Origin of the sequence: Burkholderia sp. Ac-20379 (genome assembly GCF_017104645.1) — a bacterium.
Taxonomy (GTDB): domain Bacteria; phylum Pseudomonadota; class Gammaproteobacteria; order Burkholderiales; family Burkholderiaceae; genus Burkholderia.
Genome location: NZ_JAAGPF010000036.1, coordinates 20,100 through 37,814 on the forward strand (window position 1 = coordinate 20,100; position 17,715 = coordinate 37,814).

Annotated in this window: 17 protein-coding genes and 2 pseudogenes; 14 read left to right on the forward strand and 5 right to left on the reverse strand. The window is 69.5% G+C overall.

Translation table 11 applies throughout. From position 1 onward, the window contains the following. Nucleotides 1–132: 132 nt before the first annotated feature. Nucleotides 133–882 (forward strand): class I SAM-dependent methyltransferase, encoded by a 750-nt coding sequence (locus G3N92_RS07560; RefSeq protein ID WP_206126842.1) that lies wholly within the window; start codon nt 133–135, stop codon nt 880–882. 47 nt (nt 883–929) lie between these two features. On the opposite strand, the gene G3N92_RS07565 is transcribed toward G3N92_RS07560, so the two are convergent. Continuing rightward, entirely contained in the window at nt 930–1,325 is a 396-nt protein-coding gene (locus G3N92_RS07565; protein WP_206126843.1) for a lysozyme inhibitor LprI family protein, read from the reverse strand. 555 nt (nt 1,326–1,880) lie between these two features. Here G3N92_RS07565 and G3N92_RS07570 point away from each other — a divergent pair. The 9 genes from G3N92_RS07570 (at nt 1,881) to G3N92_RS07610 (ending at nt 10,844) form a co-directional block, all read left to right on the forward strand. Next, nucleotides 1,881–2,543: a CDP-alcohol phosphatidyltransferase family protein gene (locus tag G3N92_RS07570; protein WP_206126844.1), complete on the forward strand. Its 663-nt coding sequence runs from the start codon at nt 1,881–1,883 to the stop codon at nt 2,541–2,543. A gap of 7 nt (nt 2,544–2,550) precedes the next feature. After that, a complete protein-coding gene (locus G3N92_RS07575) occupies nt 2,551–3,360 on the forward strand; it encodes a 2OG-Fe(II) oxygenase (protein WP_206126845.1) in 810 nt (269 codons plus the stop codon). Beyond that, nucleotides 3,357–4,355, forward strand: a complete 999-nt coding sequence (locus G3N92_RS07580; protein WP_206126846.1) for an HpnL family protein — start codon at nt 3,357–3,359, stop codon at nt 4,353–4,355. The genes G3N92_RS07575 and G3N92_RS07580 overlap by 4 nt, the downstream gene beginning before the upstream one ends. Before the next feature lie 84 nt (nt 4,356–4,439). Further along, on the forward strand, nt 4,440–5,207 hold the full coding sequence (locus G3N92_RS07585; protein ID WP_206126847.1) for a phosphocholine cytidylyltransferase family protein: 768 nt from the start codon (nt 4,440–4,442) through the stop codon (nt 5,205–5,207). Then, nucleotides 5,204–6,892 carry a phosphoenolpyruvate mutase gene (aepX, locus tag G3N92_RS07590; RefSeq protein WP_206126848.1) on the forward strand — a complete coding sequence of 563 codons (1,689 nt, stop codon included), beginning with the start codon at nt 5,204–5,206 and terminating at the stop codon, nt 6,890–6,892. Before G3N92_RS07585 ends, aepX begins: the two co-directional genes overlap by 4 nt. Further along, on the forward strand, nt 6,889–8,037 hold the full coding sequence (gene aepY / locus G3N92_RS07595) for a phosphonopyruvate decarboxylase (protein WP_206126849.1): 1,149 nt from the start codon (nt 6,889–6,891) through the stop codon (nt 8,035–8,037). The genes aepX and aepY overlap by 4 nt, the downstream gene beginning before the upstream one ends. Next, entirely contained in the window at nt 8,037–9,104 is a 1,068-nt protein-coding gene (locus G3N92_RS07600; RefSeq protein WP_206126860.1) for a 2-aminoethylphosphonate aminotransferase, read from the forward strand. Before aepY ends, G3N92_RS07600 begins: the two co-directional genes overlap by 1 nt. Nucleotides 9,105–9,309: 205 nt before the next feature. Continuing rightward, entirely contained in the window at nt 9,310–10,380 is a 1,071-nt protein-coding gene (locus tag G3N92_RS07605) for an FUSC family protein (protein WP_206126850.1), read from the forward strand. A 23-nt stretch (nt 10,381–10,403) separates the two neighbouring features. Continuing rightward, nucleotides 10,404–10,844, forward strand: coding sequence for a DUF1801 domain-containing protein (locus G3N92_RS07610; protein ID WP_241014642.1), 441 nt, complete (start codon nt 10,404–10,406; stop codon nt 10,842–10,844). 32 nt (nt 10,845–10,876) lie between these two features. Here the strand turns inward: G3N92_RS07610 and G3N92_RS07615 are convergent. Beyond that, nucleotides 10,877–11,434: pseudogene (locus G3N92_RS07615) on the reverse strand (glycine zipper 2TM domain-containing protein); the annotation flags it as partial. An 807-nt stretch (nt 11,435–12,241) separates the two neighbouring features. Here G3N92_RS07615 and pip point away from each other — a divergent pair. After that, nucleotides 12,242–13,177, forward strand: a complete 936-nt coding sequence (gene pip / locus G3N92_RS07620; RefSeq protein WP_206126852.1) for a prolyl aminopeptidase — start codon at nt 12,242–12,244, stop codon at nt 13,175–13,177. A gap of 85 nt (nt 13,178–13,262) precedes the next feature. Further along, complete coding sequence (locus tag G3N92_RS07625; RefSeq protein ID WP_206126853.1) at nt 13,263–13,883, forward strand: hemolysin III family protein; 621 nt, start codon at nt 13,263–13,265, stop codon at nt 13,881–13,883. On the opposite strand, the gene G3N92_RS07630 is transcribed toward G3N92_RS07625, so the two are convergent. Both G3N92_RS07630 and G3N92_RS07635 read right to left on the reverse strand, forming a co-directional pair. Further along, complete coding sequence (locus tag G3N92_RS07630) at nt 13,876–14,613, reverse strand: FCD domain-containing protein (protein WP_206126854.1); 738 nt, start codon at nt 14,611–14,613, stop codon at nt 13,876–13,878. The two genes, G3N92_RS07625 and G3N92_RS07630, sit on opposite strands and share 8 nt — an antisense overlap. A 172-nt stretch (nt 14,614–14,785) precedes the next feature. After that, complete coding sequence (locus tag G3N92_RS07635; protein WP_206126855.1) at nt 14,786–15,634, reverse strand: LysR substrate-binding domain-containing protein; 849 nt, start codon at nt 15,632–15,634, stop codon at nt 14,786–14,788. A gap of 123 nt (nt 15,635–15,757) precedes the next feature. Here G3N92_RS07635 and G3N92_RS07640 point away from each other — a divergent pair, with 123 nt between their 5' ends. Further along, complete coding sequence (locus tag G3N92_RS07640) at nt 15,758–16,390, forward strand: LysE family translocator (protein ID WP_206126856.1); 633 nt, start codon at nt 15,758–15,760, stop codon at nt 16,388–16,390. 19 nt (nt 16,391–16,409) lie between these two features. Here G3N92_RS07640 and G3N92_RS07645 read toward each other — a convergent pair. Next, a pseudogene (locus G3N92_RS07645) lies at nt 16,410–17,288 on the reverse strand (LysR family transcriptional regulator); the annotation flags it as partial. 142 nt (nt 17,289–17,430) lie between these two features. Between G3N92_RS07645 and G3N92_RS07650 the strand changes: the two are divergent. Then, the coding region (locus tag G3N92_RS07650; RefSeq protein WP_206126858.1) for an MFS transporter at nt 17,431–17,715 on the forward strand (285 nt) is incomplete at its 3' end.

Genomic DNA, 17,715 nt, shown 5'->3' on the forward strand with positions numbered 1-17,715 from the left:
GCCCGCCACGCTGCGGCAACGCAGGTGCGCCTTGCACGTCCCCGCCCCACAACCGGCCCGGCGCGCTAGGATCGGCGTTCCTCATCCTCGCCGCCGCGCCCACCGGCCGGCGGTGCAACCGGGAGCCCGCCGATGACCCAGAACATCTACGACGATCCGTCGTTCTTCGAGAACTACGCCAAGCTGAACCGTTCGCTGCACGGCCTCGACGGCGCGCCCGAGTGGCCGGCGCTGCGCGCGCTGCTGCCCGCGATGGCCGGACAGCGCGTGGCCGATCTCGGCTGCGGCTACGGCTGGTTCTGCCGCTGGGCCGCCGAACAGGGCGCGGCCAGCGTGCTCGGCATCGATGTGTCCGAACGCATGCTGGCGCGCGCCGCCGCGTCCACGCGAAGCACGAACGTCGCGTACCGGCGCGGCGATCTCGAACGGCTCGACCTGCCGGCCGAGGCGTTCGACCTCGTCTACAGCTCGCTGGCGTTTCACTATCTGGCGCATCTCGCCGGGCTGTTCGCGGCGATCCACCGCGCGCTCGCGCCGGGCGGCCGGCTGGTGTTCTCGACCGAGCACCCGATCCTGACCGCGCCGCGCCATCAGGGCTTTCGCACCGATGCTGACGGCTGGCGCTTCTGGCCCATCGACGGCTATCAGAACGAAGGCCCGCGCGTCACCAATTGGCTGGCCGAGGGCGTGGTCAAGCAGCACCGCACGCTCGGCACGCTGCTGAACCAGTTGATCGGCGCGGGCTTCACGCTCGACCATCTCGACGAATGGGGCCCGACGCCCGAGCAGGTCGCGGCGCAACCGGCGCTGGCCGAGGAGCGCGAGCGGCCGATGATGGTGCTGATCGCGGCGACGCGCCGGGCGCATCGCCCGGGCGCCTGAGCGGCGCGGCACACGCCCGGCCATCGCGAAACGTCATGGCTCGCGCGTCACTTCGCGCAACTGACGTCGCCCTCCTCGCAGTGCAGATGCTTGTCGAGCAGTTGGGTCTGCGCCTGCGTGAGCTGATCGACGCATTGCGCCTGAACCATCGGCGCGATGCTGCCGCCGCTCGCGCCGCTGACCTCGTAGGCGCATTGCGCGTCGCGCCAGGCCACCCAGCGGCGTTGCGCCTCCTTGAGCTTCGCGGCCGATTTCGCATCGAGCCGGCCAAGCAGCTCGCGGTAGGTGCGGTTCAGTTGCGCGTCGGATTTCGCGCTCTTGCTGGCGGCGCAGGTGTTCATGTCGAGTTGCGTGGTCGCGCTATCCATGCAATCGGGCGCTTTCGCGAACGTGGCGCCGCTCGCGGCGAACAGGAAACAGGCCAGCAGGGGCTTGAGCGTCATCGTGGGTTCCGTGGCGAAAAGAAGGAGAAAAAAGACGATCCGCGCCCATCGTGGCGGGCCTCGCCGGAACGATCAAGCGTGCGGGCGGCGCAGCATCGGGTTTCGGCGCGCGGCTTCGCGCCACGATCGCAACGACTGCCGAACAATCGGCCGGGAGCCGGGCATTTTGTTCGCCCCTTCATCAACAAGCGCCGCATGTCGTGCGGCGGCGCGCGGCGTTTCGGCCACACCGGATTCGCCTCGAAAGTACCCATCGCGCAACAGATCGTTGCGCCGCGAAAACGGGCGGCGCGCTGACTAAACATATCGACGCGCCCCGCTCCGCCTCCGCCATTGCGCCGCCAACCCTTCTGCGACAAGCCTTCCGGGCCGATCACGATTGCGCCCCATTGCGCGGGCGCGCCACGAAACGAAACGAAACGCCGCAAATTTTGTCGCCCGATTTTGCCCACCCGGGCAGGCCGATGATTTTGGTTAAACCCGGGTCCGACATAGCCGTGTCAAAATTGAGCCTACGAAAAAGCAAATCGTTACAAATCCGTATATATTCCGCCGATGGACCAAAGAAAATTCATCGCGCCGCCGCCCCCCCGTACGTGGGATGCGCGGCTCGCGCGCCGGCTCGTCACGCCGCTCGTCGACACGCCCGTCACCCCGAACCACCTGACCACGCTGCGCCTGCTGATCGGCCTTGCGGGCGCCGTCTGCCTGGCGCAGGGCGGCTTCGGCTGGATCAACGCCGGCGCGCTCCTGATCGTGCTGTCGAACTTCGTCGACCACACCGACGGCGAACTGGCCCGCATCAGCGGCAAGACCAGCAAGATCGGCCACTTCTACGACCTCGCCAGCGACGCGGTGATCACCGTCGCGCTGTTCGTCTGCATGGGCGCGGGCGTGGTGGCGCAAGGCGGCCACATGTTCGCGTCGCCGGTGCTGCTCGGCACGGTGGCCGGCGCGGCCGTCGCGCTGATCTTCTTCCTGCGCATGCGCATCGAATCGTTCGCGGGCAAGGCCGGCACCAAGCAGGCCTCGATCGGCGGCTTCGAAACCGAAGACGTGCTGTACCTGCTGCCCATCGTCACGCTGCTCGACGGCGTCGAGCGCTTCGTCCTGGCCGCCGCGATCGGCGCGCCCGTGTTCGCGGCCTGGGTCGTGATCGATTACTGGCGCGTCGTGCGCCGCGGCGCCGTGCCGGCCGCCGACACCCCGAAGGCCTGACCATTCCATGAGTACCCAGACAGAAGCCGGATTCGAACCGCGCGCCAGCGCCCCGATGACCGGCCACGCCGCCTCCGCAAGCGCCGACCGCGCCGTTGCCGGCGCCGCCGCCGCGCTCGACGCCGATCACCTGCATCGCGAGTTCGACCGCCAGGGCGCGTTCATCCACCTGAAATCGTTCCTGCCGCCCGACGCCTCGCAGCGCCTGGCCGACCTGGCGCGCGCGCTGCTGCCCGACGTCAACCGGAACTACCTGCCCGGCCACAAACAGGGCGGCAGCGTCAGCCGCCACACGATCGACGAGAAGGCGCCGTTCATCGCCGAGCTGTATCGCTCGCCGGCGCTGATCGCGTTCCTCGAAAAGTTGACCGGCGACACGCTGCAGGTGTCGCCCGCCGACGATCCGCACGCCTACGCGCTGTACTACTACACGAAGCCGGGCGACCACATCGGCTGGCACTACGACACCTCCTATTACGACGGCCGCCGCTACACGCTGCTGATCGGCGTGATCGACGAATCGACCTGCCGTCTCGACTACGAACTGCACACGCGCAACCCGGCCGTGGCCGACGAGCCGGGCACGACGCAGATCCCCGACGGCGGCATCGTGCTGTTCGACGGCGACAAGCTGCGCCATCGCATCTCGCCGATGGGCGAGAACGAGATCCGCGTGTCGCTGACCTTCGAATACGTGACCGACCCCGGCATGCGCCCGTGGAAGCGCTTCATCTCGAACATGAAGGACGCGATCGCGTACTTCGGCTTCCGCCAGGTCTTCAAGCAGCTCGCCGCGCGGCGCCCCGCCCAGAAATGACGCGCGCCGGAATCGTCCTGCTGTCCATCGGGACGGCATTGTTCATCGCCCTGCTGTCCTGGCAGGGCTTCGGCGCTGTGGTGTCCACGCTGGCCACGGCCGGCTGGGGCCTGCTGCTGGTCGCCGCGTTCCACCTGATCCCGCTCGTGGTCGACGCGCGCGCGATCGCCGTGATGTTCCCGCGCGGCACGCCGGGCGTGTCGACGCGCGAGACGCTGTTCGCGCGCTGGGTGCTCGAATCGGTCAACAGCCTGCTGCCGGCCGGCCAGATCGGCGGCCCGGTGCTGATGGCGCGCTACCTGTCGCAAAAGGGCGTGCCGATGCCCCGTGCGGCCGCGGCCGTCACGGTCAGCACCACCATGCAGGCGCTCGCGCAGATCCTGTTCGCGCTCGGCGGCATCGCCGTGTTCAGCTTCGGCGCGAACAGCGCCGCGGCCACTCACCTGCGCACGCCGGCCCTGATCGCCACCGCGCTGCTCGGCGCCTGTGCGTTCGGCTTCTATCTGGCGCAGCGGCGCGGCCTGTTCGGCCGGGGCCTGCGGATGGTGTCGAAAGCGCTCGGCCCGCGCGACTGGCCGTCGCTGGCCACGCGCGCCGATGCGATCGATGCCGCCGTCGGCGAGTTGTACGGCAAGCGCGACCGCGTGATCGCCACGTTCTGGTACAGCTTCGGCGGCTGGCTGCTCGGCACCGGCGAGGTGTGGCTCGCGCTGCACTTCCTCGGCCATCCGGTCAGCTGGGTCGATGCGCTGCTGCTCGAAAGCGTCGGCCAGGCGATCCGCGGCGCGGCGTTCATGATTCCCGGTTCGCTCGGCGCGCAGGAAGGCGGCTATCTGCTGCTGGCGCCGCTCGTCGGGCTGCCGCCGGACGCGGCGCTCGCGCTGTCGCTGGCCAAGCGCGCGCGCGAGCTCGCGCTCGGCATGCCCGGCATTCTGTATCTGCATTTCAGCGAAAGAAACTGGCAGCGGCGCCGTGCGCCGCAGCTCGCGGACTAGGGCCAGCCCGCGCCGTGCCTGGCGGGCGAACCCTCGGCCGGACCGCATCCGGCCAAGTAACCATTACATAGCGTGGAGTATTCAATGCGAGCCATCATCCTGGCCGCAGGCCTCGGCCTGCGCCTGCAACTGCCGCCCGAAGCGCAGTATCCGAAGTGCCTGCTGCGCTTCGACGACGTGTCGCTGCTCGAGCGCCACCTGCGCCTGCTCGAATCGCTCGGCGTGACCGAGATCGTCCTCGCGCTCGGCTTCCAGCACGAAAAGGTCGAGGCCGAACTGGCCCGCCTCGGACGCCAGGCCGAAATCGTCCTGAACCCGCGTTTCGACCTCGGCAGCGTGCTGACCGTGCACACCGCGGCCGACGCGCTGACGCGCGGCGGCGACGTCCTGCTGATGGACGCCGACGTGCTCTACGACGACAGCATCATGCAGGCGCTGGTCGCCAACCCCGAGCAATCGGTCGACCGCCTGCTGATCGACCGCGATTTCGAGGCCGGCGACGAGCCCGTCAAGCTGTGCGTGAAGGACGGCGTGCCCGTCGAGCTGCGCAAGCAACTGGCCGTCGATCTGCAATACGACACCATCGGCGAATCGGTCGGCTTCTTCCGCTTCAGCGAAGCCACGGCCAAGCGCCTCGCCGAGATCGTCGCCGGCTACATCGATTCGGGCCGCGCCAACCTGCCCCACGAGGAAGCCGTGCGCGACCTGCTGCTCGAAGGCGGCCGCCCGTTCGACGTCGCCGACGTGACCGGCGCCCCGTGGATCGAAATCGATTTCCCGAACGACGTCGCCCGCGCGGCTGACGAAGTTCTCCCGCTGATTCAGCGCAATACCGTAGGAGCCGCACGATGAACGCACGCGAACCGAACAACTTCACCGAATCCCGCGCCGCGCGGCTGCGCCGCATGCTGACGAGCAACCAGCTCGAATTCCTGATGGAAGCGCACAACGGCCTGTCCGCACGCATCGTGCGCGAAGCCGGCTTCAAGGGCATCTGGGGCTCGGGCCTGTCGATCTCGGCCGCGCTCGGCGTGCGCGACAACAACGAAGCGAGCTGGACCCAGGTGGTCGACGTGCTCGAATTCATGGCCGACGCCAGCGACCTGCCGATCCTGCTCGACGGCGACACCGGCTACGGCAACTTCAACAACATGCGCCGCCTGGTGCGCAAGCTCGAACAGCGCGGCATCGCCGGCGTCTGTATCGAAGACAAGCAATTCCCCAAGACCAACAGCTTCATCGACGGCGAACGCCAGCCGCTCGCCGAGATCGACGAGTTCGCGGGCAAGATCAAGGCCGGCAAGGATTCGCAGACGGATTCGAACTTCTCGATCGTGGCGCGCGTGGAAGCGCTGATCGCGGGCTGGGGCATGGATGAAGCGCTGCGCCGCGCACACGCCTACGCCGATGCCGGCGCCGACGCGATCCTGATGCACAGCAAGCTGTCGCGCCCGGACGAGATCCTCGAATTCGCGCGCCAGTGGAACAACCGCGCGCCGATCGTGATCGTGCCGACCAAGTACTACAGCACGCCGACCGACGTGTTCCGCCAGGCCGGCATCAGCACCGTGATCTGGGCGAACCATCTGGTCCGCTCGTCGGCCGCCGCGATGCAGGCCACCGCGCGCGACATCTTCGAGAACGAAACGCTCGTCAACGTCGAAGACCGCGTGGTCACCGTCAACGAAATCTTCCGCCTGCAGGACGCCGACGAATATTCGGCGGCCGAGCGCATCTACCTGTCGTCGTCGTCGCGTTCGTCGAACTCGGCCATCGTGCTGGCGGCCAGCCGCGGCAAGGGCCTCGAGGCCGTCACCGAAGACAAGCCGAAGGTCATGCTGCCGATCGCCGGCAAGCCGCTGCTGCGCTGGATCGTCGACGGCTTCAAGAAGGAAGGCGTCAACGACATCACGGTGGTGGGCGGTTATCGCGCCGATGCGATCGATTCGGCCGGCATCAAGCTGGTCGTCAACGAGCGTCACGCCGAAACCGGCGAACTGAGCTCGCTGGCCTGCGCGCTGGGCAAGGTCAAGGGCGACACGATCGTCTCGTACGGCGACCTGCTGTTCCGCAGCTACATCGTGCGCGACCTGGCCGAAAGCGACGCCGAATTCACGGTGGTGGTGGATTCCTCGCTGACCGATTCGACCAACCAGAGCGTGCGCGACTTCGCGCTGTGCTCGTCGGCCGACGACCGCGGCCTGTTCGGCCAGAAGGTCACGCTGCAACGCGTGGCGAGCGACGCCGGCAACGGCGCGCCGCACGGCCGCTGGGTCGGCCTGCTGAACGTGCGCGGCGCGGGCGTCGAACGCCTGAAGGCCACGGTGGCCACGCTGCAGGCGCGCCCCGATTTCGACCAGCTCGACATCCCGGCGCTGCTGAACGTGCTCGTCGAAGCCGGTGAGAAGATCGCGGTGCAATACGTGCACGGCCACTGGCGCGGCGTGAACGACCTCGACGAATTCCGCCGCGCGGGCGATTTCGCGCACGGCCAGACGCCGCTCGCGAACGGCGCCGCCGCCGGGGACGCGCAATGATCGAGGCAGCCCAGTTCGTCGAGGCCGCGCGCGCGCGCGGTTTCGATTCGTACGCGGGTGTGCCCTGCTCGTATCTGACGCCGTTCATCAATTACGTGCTGCAGGATCCGTCGCTGCACTACGTGTCGGCGGCCAACGAGGGCGACGCGGTCGCGCTCGCGGCCGGCGCCACGCTGGGCGGCCGGCGCAGCATCGCGATGATGCAGAACTCGGGCCTCGGCAACGCGGTCAGCCCGCTGACCTCGCTGACCTGGACCTTCAAGCTGCCGCAGTTGCTGATCGTCACCTGGCGCGGCAAGCCGGGCGAGCACGACGAGCCGCAGCACGCGCTGATGGGGCCGATCACGCCGCAGATGCTCGACACCATGGACATCCCGTGGGAGCTGTTCCCCACCGAAGCCGAGCAGATCGGCCCGGCGCTCGACCGCGCGATCCGTCACATGGACGAAACGGGCCGGCCCTACGCGCTCGTGATGCAGAAAGGCAGCGTGGCCGCCTATCCGCTCAAGGATGCGCCGATGCCCGCGCCGCGCCCGCACGTCGTGCCGGTCGTGGCCGCGAACGCCGCCGCCGCGCTGCCGTCGCGCCATGACGCGCTGTCGGCCGTGATCGCGCGCACGCCGCTCGATTCGACCGTGGTGCTGGCCTCCACCGGCTTCTGCGGGCGCGAGCTGTACGCGCTCGACGATCGCGCCAACCAGCTCTACATGGTCGGCTCGATGGGCTGCGTGACGACGCTCGCGCTCGGCCTCGCGCTGGCACGCCCCGACCTCACCGTGGTGGCCGTCGACGGCGACGGCGCCGCGCTGATGCGCATGGGCGCGTTCGCCACGCTCGGCGCCTACGGCCCGAAGAACCTGATCCACCTGCTGCTCGACAACGGCACGCACGAATCGACGGGCGGCCAATCCACCGTCTCGCCGTGCGTGTCGTTCGCCGCCGTGGCGGCCGCGTGCGGGTATGCGTCGGCGCGCGAGGGCGATCTGAGCGCGATCGAGGCGCTGTTCGCCGAGCCGGCCGACGGCGCGCGCTTCGCCTGCGTGAAGATCCGCACCGGCGTGCCCGACGGGCTGCCGCGCCCGACCGTGACGCCGGTCGAAGTGAAGGAACGTCTGATGCGCCACATCGGCGCGGGAGCCCAATGATGCTGTTGCTCAATCCCGGCCCGGTCACGCTGACCGAGCGCGTGCGCCAGAGCCTGCTGCAAACCGATCTCTGCCATCGCGAAAGCGAGTTCTTCGACCTGCAGGACGAAGCGCGCACGCGCCTCGTCGCGGCCTACGATCTCGACCCGGCCGAATGGCAGGCCGTGCTGATGACGGGCTCCGGCACCGCCGCCGTCGAAAGCATGATCGCCGCGCTGGTGCCCGAGGACGGCAAGCTGCTCGTGATCGAGAACGGCGTGTACGGCGACCGCATCGCGCAGATCGCCAAGCAATACCGGATCGCGCACGAGGTGCTCAAGCACGAGTGGATGGAAGCGCCGGATCTCGGCCGCATCGAGGCCGCGCTGGCCGCCGACCGCGCCATCACGCACGTGGCCGTGATCCATCACGAAACCACCACCGGCCGCCTCAACGCGCTCGGCCCGATCGCCGAGCTGTGCCGCCAGCATGGCGCGCGCTTGCTGGTGGACGGCGTCAGCAGCTTCGGCGCCGAAGCGATCGATTTCGCCGACGGCGTGACCGACGCCGTGGCCGCCACCGCCAACAAGTGCCTGCACGGCGTGCCCGGCGCGGCGTTCGTGATCGTGCGCAACGCGGCGCTGGCGCGCGCCGCGAGCCGCACCTATTACCTCGATCTCGGCCGGCTCGCCAAGCTGCAGGCCCAGCGCAACACGCCGTTCACGCCGTCGGTGCACGCGTATTACGCGCTCGTCGAGGCACTGCGCGAGTTCGAGGACGAAGGCGGCTGGCAGGCGCGCCATGCCCGTTACCGGGCGCTCGCCGATCAGGTGCGCGATGGCCTGGCCGCGCGCGGCATGTCGCTGGTGCTGCCGGACGGCGAATCGTCGGTCGTGCTGCGCGCCTACACGCTGCCGGCCGGCGTCGGCTACGAGCCGCTGCACGACGGCCTCAAGGCGCGCGGCTTCGTGATCTACGCGGGCCAGGGCGGGCTGTCGGCCTCGTTGTTCCGCGTCTCGACGATGGGCGCGATCGCCCCCGCCGACATGGATCGCCTGCTCGCGGGTTTCGACGCGCTGACGCGTTGATGCCGCGCTGCGCCGCCGCCGCGGCATGACGAAAAACGGACGCCTCGGCGTCCGTTTTCTGTTGTTGCGGCGCGTCGCGTTAATACGGGGAGGCGCGGCCGGGCCGATCCATTAGAATCGTCCGAACGTGCGATGCGCGCGGCCGGAGCCACGGCGCGCCCATCGCGGTTTTCCACGCGAGCGCCCTGCCTTTACGTTGCCCGTCATGACCGCATCTCCGCCGCTCCGTCTGCCCGCCGCCCTGCGCGCGCTGTTCCGCCCGCTGCTCGATCCGTATCGCCGCTACCGGCACGCCAAGCTGATCCACGCGGCGCGCGTCGCGCTCAGCGTGCTGGTGTCGATCGCGCTGTCCACCGGGCTGAACATCCCGCACGGCGAATGGTCGTCGATCACGGTGCTGATCGTGATCGGCGGGCTCCAGCATCACGGCAACATCCGCAAGAAGGCGGCCGAGCGCGCGCTCGGCACCACCATCGGCGCGGCGGCCGGGCTGGCGCTGATCGTGCTGCAATCCACGCTGCATGTCTCGATCGTCACGTATCTGGTGATGAGCGTGCTGTGCGGGCTCTGCGCCTATTACGCGATCGGCAAGGCCGGCTACGTCGCGCTGCTGTCGGCGATCACGATCCTGATCGTGGCCGGCCACGGCGACAACGAGATCGTCGACGGGCTGTGGCGCGCCGTGAACGTGATCGTCGGGATCGGCATCGCGCTGGCGTTCTCGTTCGCGCTGCCGCTGTACGCCACCTACTCGTGGCGCTACAAGCTCGCCGATTCGCTGCGCGCCTGCGCCGTGGTGCATGCGCGGATCGTCAGCGCGCAAACCGTCAGCGATACCGCGCACCTGAAGGAAATGGCCGCGCTGAACGCGCTGCTGGTGCAGATGCGCTCGCTGATGCCGTGGGTATCGAAGGAAACCGACATCACGATGGCGCAGCTCGACGCGATCCAGCGTTCGCTGCGGCTCGTGATCAGCTCGCTCGAAATGCTGGCGAGCGTGCAGCCCGCCGACGGCGACGTGGCCGGCCGCCATTACGTGCAGACAGCGCAGCGCCCGCTGAACCGCCGCATCCACGGCCTGCTGATCGGGCCGAGCCGCGCGCTGAAGTTCGGCACGCTGGCGCGCCTGCAGCCGCTGCCGGCCGTGCGTGCGCCGGCCGACGGCGAGGCGCCCGCGCAGTTGTCGGGCTTTGTTTCGATCAACGACAAGATCGCGCGCGAATGCGACGTGATGCGCCAGCGCGTGCAGGACGTGGCGGCGCAGTGGTGCATCTGACGCGCGCATTCAAGGAGGCGCACATGGCGACGAAGGCTCCTGGCGGCGGCAGTGAAGGGATCGACGCATCGGCATCGATCGACGCCCGCATCGCCGAACTCGGCGACTGGCGCGGCGGCACGCTGGCCCGCATGCGCGCGCTGATCAAGCAGGCCGCGCCGGACGTGATCGAGGAATGGAAGTGGAGAGGCACGCCGGTGTGGTCGCTCGACGGCATCCTGTGCACCGGCGAATCCTACAAGGCGGTGGTCAAGCTGACGTTCGCCCAGGGCGCGGCGCTGGCCGATCCGGCCGGCCTGTTCAACGCGAGCCTCGACGGCAACGTGCGGCGCGCGATCGACATCCGCGAGGGCGAGACGGTGGACGAAGCCGCGTTCGTCGCGCTGATCCGGGCGGCCGTCGAACTCAATCGAGCGAAACGGCAGGCCAAGACCAAAACCAGGCGGCCCCAGGCGGCGGACTGAACCCGCGCGCGCCGGCCGCCGTTCTCACACGCTCAATATCGCGACAACCGGTTGCCCGGGTCGATCCGCACGCGGTCGCCGGGCTGCCAGTCGCCCGCGCCCGGCACGTCGAAGCCGCGCATCGTGCCGTCCGAGAGCTGCACGTCGATCCGGTAGCCCGACGGCGCGTTCATCTGCTGCCCCACCTGATTGCCGACCGCCGCGCCGCCCAGCGCGCCGATCACGGTGGCCGCGCTGCGGCCGTGGCCATGACCGATCTGATTGCCGAGCACGCCGCCCACCAGCGCGCCGACCACCGTGCCGGCCACGCCCGACGGACTGGCGCCGCCGCCGATCGGACGGATCGCCGCGACGGTGCCGTATTGCACGCCGTAGCCGGGTTGCGCGTACGACGGCTGGGCGTAGCCCGGCTGTTGCGGCTGCGCGCCGTAGGGTTGCGAGCCCGGCGGCGGATAGGGCTGCTGGCCGGACGGGTCGTCGGGCTGGCCGTAGCCGGGCGGCGGGCTCGGCGGCGGATAGGCGGACGGCCCCGGGTTGCCGGGCTGGCCCTGGTAGCCCGGTTGACCCTGATAGCCCGGCTGACCGCCGTAGCCCGGTTGGCCGGGCTGCGGGCCGTCGTCGTCCGAATCGTCCGGCGGCGGGGCATCGGGCGGCGGATAGCTGCCCTGCCCGTTCATGTTCGGCGCGGGCTGCGCGCCGCCGTAGCCGGGCTGGCCGTATTGCGGCGCGCTCTGCTGCGGCTGATAAGGCTGCGACTGATACGGCTGCGCATTCGGTTGCGCATACAACGGATTCGTCTGGCCGTACGGCGGCGGCGTGTAACCGGGCGCATCGGCGCCGCGCTGCGGATAGCCGGGCTGAGCGGGTTGCGCTTGCGGCGTCGGGCTGACGGGCGGATACGCGGGCGCGCCGTCGTCGTCCCGATTCGAATCGCCCTGCTGCGCCGGCGTATAGCCGGGCTGCCCGTACGCGCCCTGCCCGCCGCCCACGTATTGATCGTTGCCGTCGTACAGCCCGGCGGCAAAGCTCGCGCTCGCCGGCAGCGCCAGCGCCACGGGCAGCAGCCACGCGGCGCGCGCAATCAGCGGGCGCAAACGCGCCGGAGAACGATGCAACGCGCGGGGGGATTCGTAAGGAGTGAAAGCCATCGTGGTGGCGGGCCGCATGCGCCCGCGATCGGGAGTGAACGGCACGAGTATAGGGAACGCCCGGCGGCCGCCCGCGCGGATTCGGGTAACGATCTGTAAAGTCTGTTGCCGCCGCGATGATGCGGCGCGGCAACGGCGCGCGCGCTTCGGCATAATGGCGTCACGCCCGTCGCGCGGCGGCCGCGTGCGCGATCCGCGCCCTTACCCGCCGCGTCATCCGGCCCCGTCCTTGCCACCGGAGCACGCCGCATGTATCCCGCCATCGAACCCTACGCCCACGGTTATCTCGATACCGGCGACGGTCATCGTCTGTACTGGGAGCGCTGCGGCACGCCGGGCGCGAAGCCGGCCGTGTTCCTGCACGGCGGCCCCGGCGCGGGCAGCGGGCCGAATCATCGGCGGCTGTTCGATCCGGCGCGCTACGACGTGCTGCTGTTCGACCAGCGCGGCTGCGGCCGCTCGACGCCGCATGCTAGCCTCGAGAACAACACCACGCAGCATCTGGTGGCCGACATCGAACGGCTGCGCGAGATGACCGGCGTGGCGCGCTGGCTCGTGTTCGGCGGCTCGTGGGGCAGCGCGCTGGCGCTGGCCTATGCGCAGGCGCATGCCGAGCGCGTCAGCGAACTGGTGGTGCGCGGCATCTTCACGCTGCGCCGCGCCGAGCTGCTCTGGTATTACCAGGAAGGCGCGTCGTGGCTGTTCCCCGATCTGTGGGACGCGTTCCTCGCCCCGATCCCCGACAGCGAACGCGGCGACCTGATGGCCGCCTATCACCGCCGCCTGACGGGCGACGACGAAGCCGCCAAGCTCGCCGCCGCACGCGCCTGGAGCGTGTGGGAAGGCCGCACCATCACACTGCTGCCGAACCCCGCCCTGGCCGCCGCGTTCGACGACCCGCACTACGCGCTGGCGTTCGCGCGCATCGAGAATCACTACTTCGTCAATCGCGGCTTCGTCGAGGAAGGGCAACTGCTGCGCGACGCGCACAAGCTCGCCGGCATTCCCGGCGCGATCGTGCAGGGGCGCTACGACGTCGCCACGCCGGCGCGCAGCGCCTGGGAACTGGCCAAGGCGTGGCCGCGGGCGAGCTTCGAACTGGTGCCCGACGCCGGCCACGCGTACGACGAACCCGGCATCCTGAAGGCGCTGCTCGCCGCCACGGACCGCTTCGCCGGCGCCTGAGGCAACATCGCCGCCGCTCATTTTTCCGACGCCGCCCGCCGGCGCCGCGTCATCCAACAATCCGTCAAACAACCGAGGTCAGGCCGTGGTGGTCGGTGAACGTTTCAACAGTATTTCGCATCTCGTCGGTGCGCTGCTTTCCGTGGCCGGGCTGGCCACGCTCGTCACGATGGGCGCGCTCAAGGGCGACCCGTATCGCGTGGTCAGCGCGAGCATCTACGGCGCGGCGCTGCTGGTGCTCTATGCGGTGTCCACGCTCTATCACAGCGTGCGCACGCCGCGCCTGAAGGCGATCCTGCAGAAGTGCGACCACTCGGCGATCTACCTGCTGATCGCCGGCAGCTACACGCCGTTCACGCTGATCGCGCTGCGCGGGCCGTGGGGCTGGACGCTGTTCGGGGTGGTATGGGGATTGGCGCTGTTCGGCATCGTCCAGGAGCTGACGCTCGGCCGCCGCACGCGGATCGTGTCGATGGTGCTGTACGTGCTGATGGGCTGGCTCGGCGTGATCGCCATGCGGCCGCTGATGGCGGCGCTGTCGCCCGACGGCGTGGCCTGGCTGGTGGCCGGCGGCGTGCTCTACAGCGCCGGCATCTACTTCTTCGTCAACGACGAGCGGATCCGCCACGGCCACGGCATCTGGCATTTGTTCGTGCTCGGCGGGAGCCTGTGCCAGTTCGTCAGCGTGGCCGTCTACATCATGTGAGTTTTTCGACGCGCAGCAGCGAGCAGCACCACGCGTAGCTCGCTTCCACGTGCACGATCATCGCGGCGCGCGCGCGTTCGCCGTCGCGCGCGACCAGCGCCTGCACGAGCGCGGTGTGATCCATGCAAGCCACCCGCACCGGGTGCCGCACGATCGGCAGCGACGCGAACACCGCCCCGAACGCCTCCTGAATCGCCTTTTCCTGCTCGACGAGATGCCGCGAGCCGCTCGCCTCGGCGATCAGCAGATGCAGTTGCGCATCGGCGGTGCGGCGCACGTCGACGTCGAGCACGCCATCCACGAAACGCTGCGCCGCGGCCTCGATCGCATCGAGCTGCGCCGCCGACGCGCGCCGCGCCGCCAGCAGGCAGATTTCGCCCGACACCGCGCGCCGCCAGTCGGCGAGGCTGCGCAGTTCGGCCGCGTCGATGCGCCGTTCGAGCGCCATGCTGTGCAGCCGGTCGCGGATGTCGGACGCAACGAACGTGCCGCCGAAGCGGCCGCGCTCGGTGGTGACGAGGCCCAGATCGCGCACCACGATCAGCGCGCTGCGCAGCGATTGGCGCGGCACGCCGTACGATTGCGCGAGTTGCGCCTCGTCGGGCAGCTTGGCGCCGGCGCGCAGCTCGCCGCTGCTCAGGGCGTCGAGCAGGCGCGCGAGGATCGCATCGGGGGCGCTGGCGCGCGCCGCCGAGGTGGGCGACGGCGTGGCGTATAGAGGTTCGGACATGCGTCGGAATCGGATCGCGAAGATCGTTTCATCTGATGAATGGCGCGCAGTATCGCATGTTCGCGCGCCCGGCATCGCCCACCCTGGCGGACTGGACATCACTGTACACGATGGATTCACGGCGTAGTGGCGCCTTGTGCGCGGCCCGCCGCAACAGGATGCGTGCCTGCGTTCAGCGCAGGTCCGTCAGCAACTGTTCGGCCAGGAAATCGCAGGGCGGGCGCGCCGAATTCGCACTGCGCGCGAGCACCACTTCCACGTTGCCGAGCGACGGCAGCCCTTCGGCCTCGCCCACCGCCTGCAAGTGCGCCGGCACGCTGCAACGCGCGAGCGGCGCGATCGCCAGCCCTGCCTCCACCATGCTGATCACGCCGACCAGGCTCGGGCTTTCGTACGACGTCCGGTACTTGATGCCGGCCTGGTTCAGCGCGCCAACGGCCCGCGCCCGCGCGGCGCTGCCCTGCGAAAACACGGCGATCGGCAGCGGCCGCTCGTTCCACACCGCCGCGTTGCCGGGCAGCGCTGCCCACACGATCGGCTCGTGGCGGATGAACTCGGCCGGCATGCCGCGCGTGCGCGTCATGCATGCGAGATCGACCGTGTTGTCCTTGATCAGCGGCACCAGCGCGCTGCTCGACAGGCCGATCACGCGAATCTCCACGCGCGGATGCGCCAGCGCGAACTGGCGCAGCACCGACGGCAGCAGCGTCGCCGCGTAATCGTCCGGCACGCCGATCGTCACGCGTCCGCGCACCTCCGGGCGCACCACGGCGGCCCAGGCCTCCTCGCGCATCGCCAGCATGCGCCGCCCGCACTCGACGATGGTGCGGCCGTCGGCCGTGATCGTCAGGCTGCGCGTGCTGCGCTCGAACAGCGGCTTGCCGAGCGCGTCCTCCAGCGCCTTCACTTGCATGCTGACCGCCGACGACGACCGATGCACGGCCTCGGCCGCACGCGCGAACGAGCCCGTATCGGCGATCGCCACCACCATTTCCAGCACGTCGAGATCGAGCTTTTTCATATTCGTCAGAAAGACTGAGCAATGTGTTCAGTTTAATCCGTTTTACTGAACATCCTCGCACGCCGATACTCGGTTTCACCGGGGCGCGCCGCGCACCGACACGCATGCAAGGAAGCAACGATCATGAGCACGATGGTGGAATTCGTCACGGTGGGCGGGATGCTGGCGGTCACGCCGGGGCCGAACATGGTTTGCGTGATGTCGCGCTCGGTATCGCAAGGGCGCCGGGCGGGCCTGATGTCGCTGGCCGGCGTGATGCTCGGCTATCTGACCTACATGTTCGGCGCGGCCTTCGGCATCACGGCGATCTTTCTGACGATTCCGGGCGCGGCGCGCACGCTGGCCGCGGTCGGCGCGCTGTATCTCCTGCATCTGGCCTGGCAGGCGGTGCGCCCCGGCGGCCGTTCACCGCTCGAAGTGCGCACCCAGCCGCCCGAGCAGCCGGGCCGGCTGGTCGCGATGGGCGCGGCCACCAGCCTGCTCAACCCGAAGCTCGCGATGACGTTCCTGTCGCTGCTGCCGCAGTTCATCGATCACCACGCCGGCAGCGTGTTTCAGCAATCGGTCGCGCTCGGCTCGGCGCTGATCGTGGTGTTCGCGACGGTGAACGGCGCGGTGGCGCTGTCGTCGGCGTCGCTGGCCGGGTTCCTGGCCGCGCGGCCGCGCTGGCTGCTGGCGCAGCGCTGGGCGATGGCCGCGATGCTGTTCACGCTGGCCGTGCGGATGGCGCTCGACGCGTGGCATTGGGGCGCGTGACGCCGGCCCCGGATTCCGGAAACAGGTGCTCGCACATGAAATCGACGAACACGCGCAGCTTCGGCGAAAGCTGGCGGCTCGATGGCCAGAGCACCGAAAACTGCCCCGGCGCGAGCGTGTGCGCCGCGAGCACCTCGATCAGCGTGCCGCTCGCCAGCGCATCGCGCGTCAGGAAATCGGGCATGAAGCCGATCCCGAAGCCGGCGATCACCGCGCCGCGCAACGCCTCCATGTTGTTGCAGGTCATCGCGGTGCGCAGGCCGGGCGGCTCCTCGCCGCCGGGCAGCAGCGCCCACGGCTGCAGCTTGCCGGTGGTCGGGAAGCGGTAGCGCACGCAATCGTGCGCGCCCAGATCGTCCAACGAATGCGGCACGCCAGCCCGCGCCGCGTAGTCGGGCGAGGCGCACAGCACGAAACGGAACGGCCCGAGCCGCCGCGACATCAGGCTCGAATCGCTGAGCGTGCCGCTGCGGATCACGGCGTCGAAGCCGCCCTCCACCACGTCCACCAGGCGGTCGTTGAAATCGAGATCGAGCTCGATGTCGGGATAGCGCGCGCTGAACGCCGGCAGCACCGGCAGCAGGAAGCGGTAACCGATCACGGGCAGGCTCACGCGCAGCCGCCCGCGCGGCGTTTGCGCCGCCTCCGACAGCATCGCCTCGGCCTCGCGCAGGTCTTCGAGGATGCGGTGGCAGCGCTCGTGGAAATGCCGGCCCTCCTCGGTCAGCGTGACGCGCCGCGTGGTGCGGTGAAACAGCCGCACGCCGAGCGAGCGTTCGAGCCGCGCGATGCTCTTGCCGACCGCCGAGGCCGAAATGCCGAGCTTGTGCCCGGCCGCGACGAAGCTCAAGGTTTCCGCCGTCCGCACGAAGGCGACGATGCCGTTCAGGTTGTCCATACTTGCCTCGATTGCGGAATTCGACTCCGCTATTTGCGGAATCCTACGGTGTTTTTCATCGATTGAATCCGAATTATCGTCTGTCGCTCCGGCCAACACGCCTCGCAACCGCGATGCGGCGGCCGCTTCGACAGGAATTCCGATGTCCGACACCCCCTTCCACACCGCCTCGCCGCCGGCTCGCCGGCTGATCGTGCTCGGCGCCGTCTGCCTGGCCGCGCTGGCATTGCCGCTGGCGTTTTCGGGCGGCGCGGTGGCCACGCCCGCGATCGGCCGCGACCTCGGCGGCGGCCCGGTTGCCGCCGCCTGGATCACCAATGCGTTCATGCTCGCGTTCGGCAGCCTGCTGATGGCGGCCGGCACGCTGGCCGACCGGTTCGGCCGCAAGCGCCTGTTCACGCTCGGCGTGGCGGGCTTCGCGCTGGCC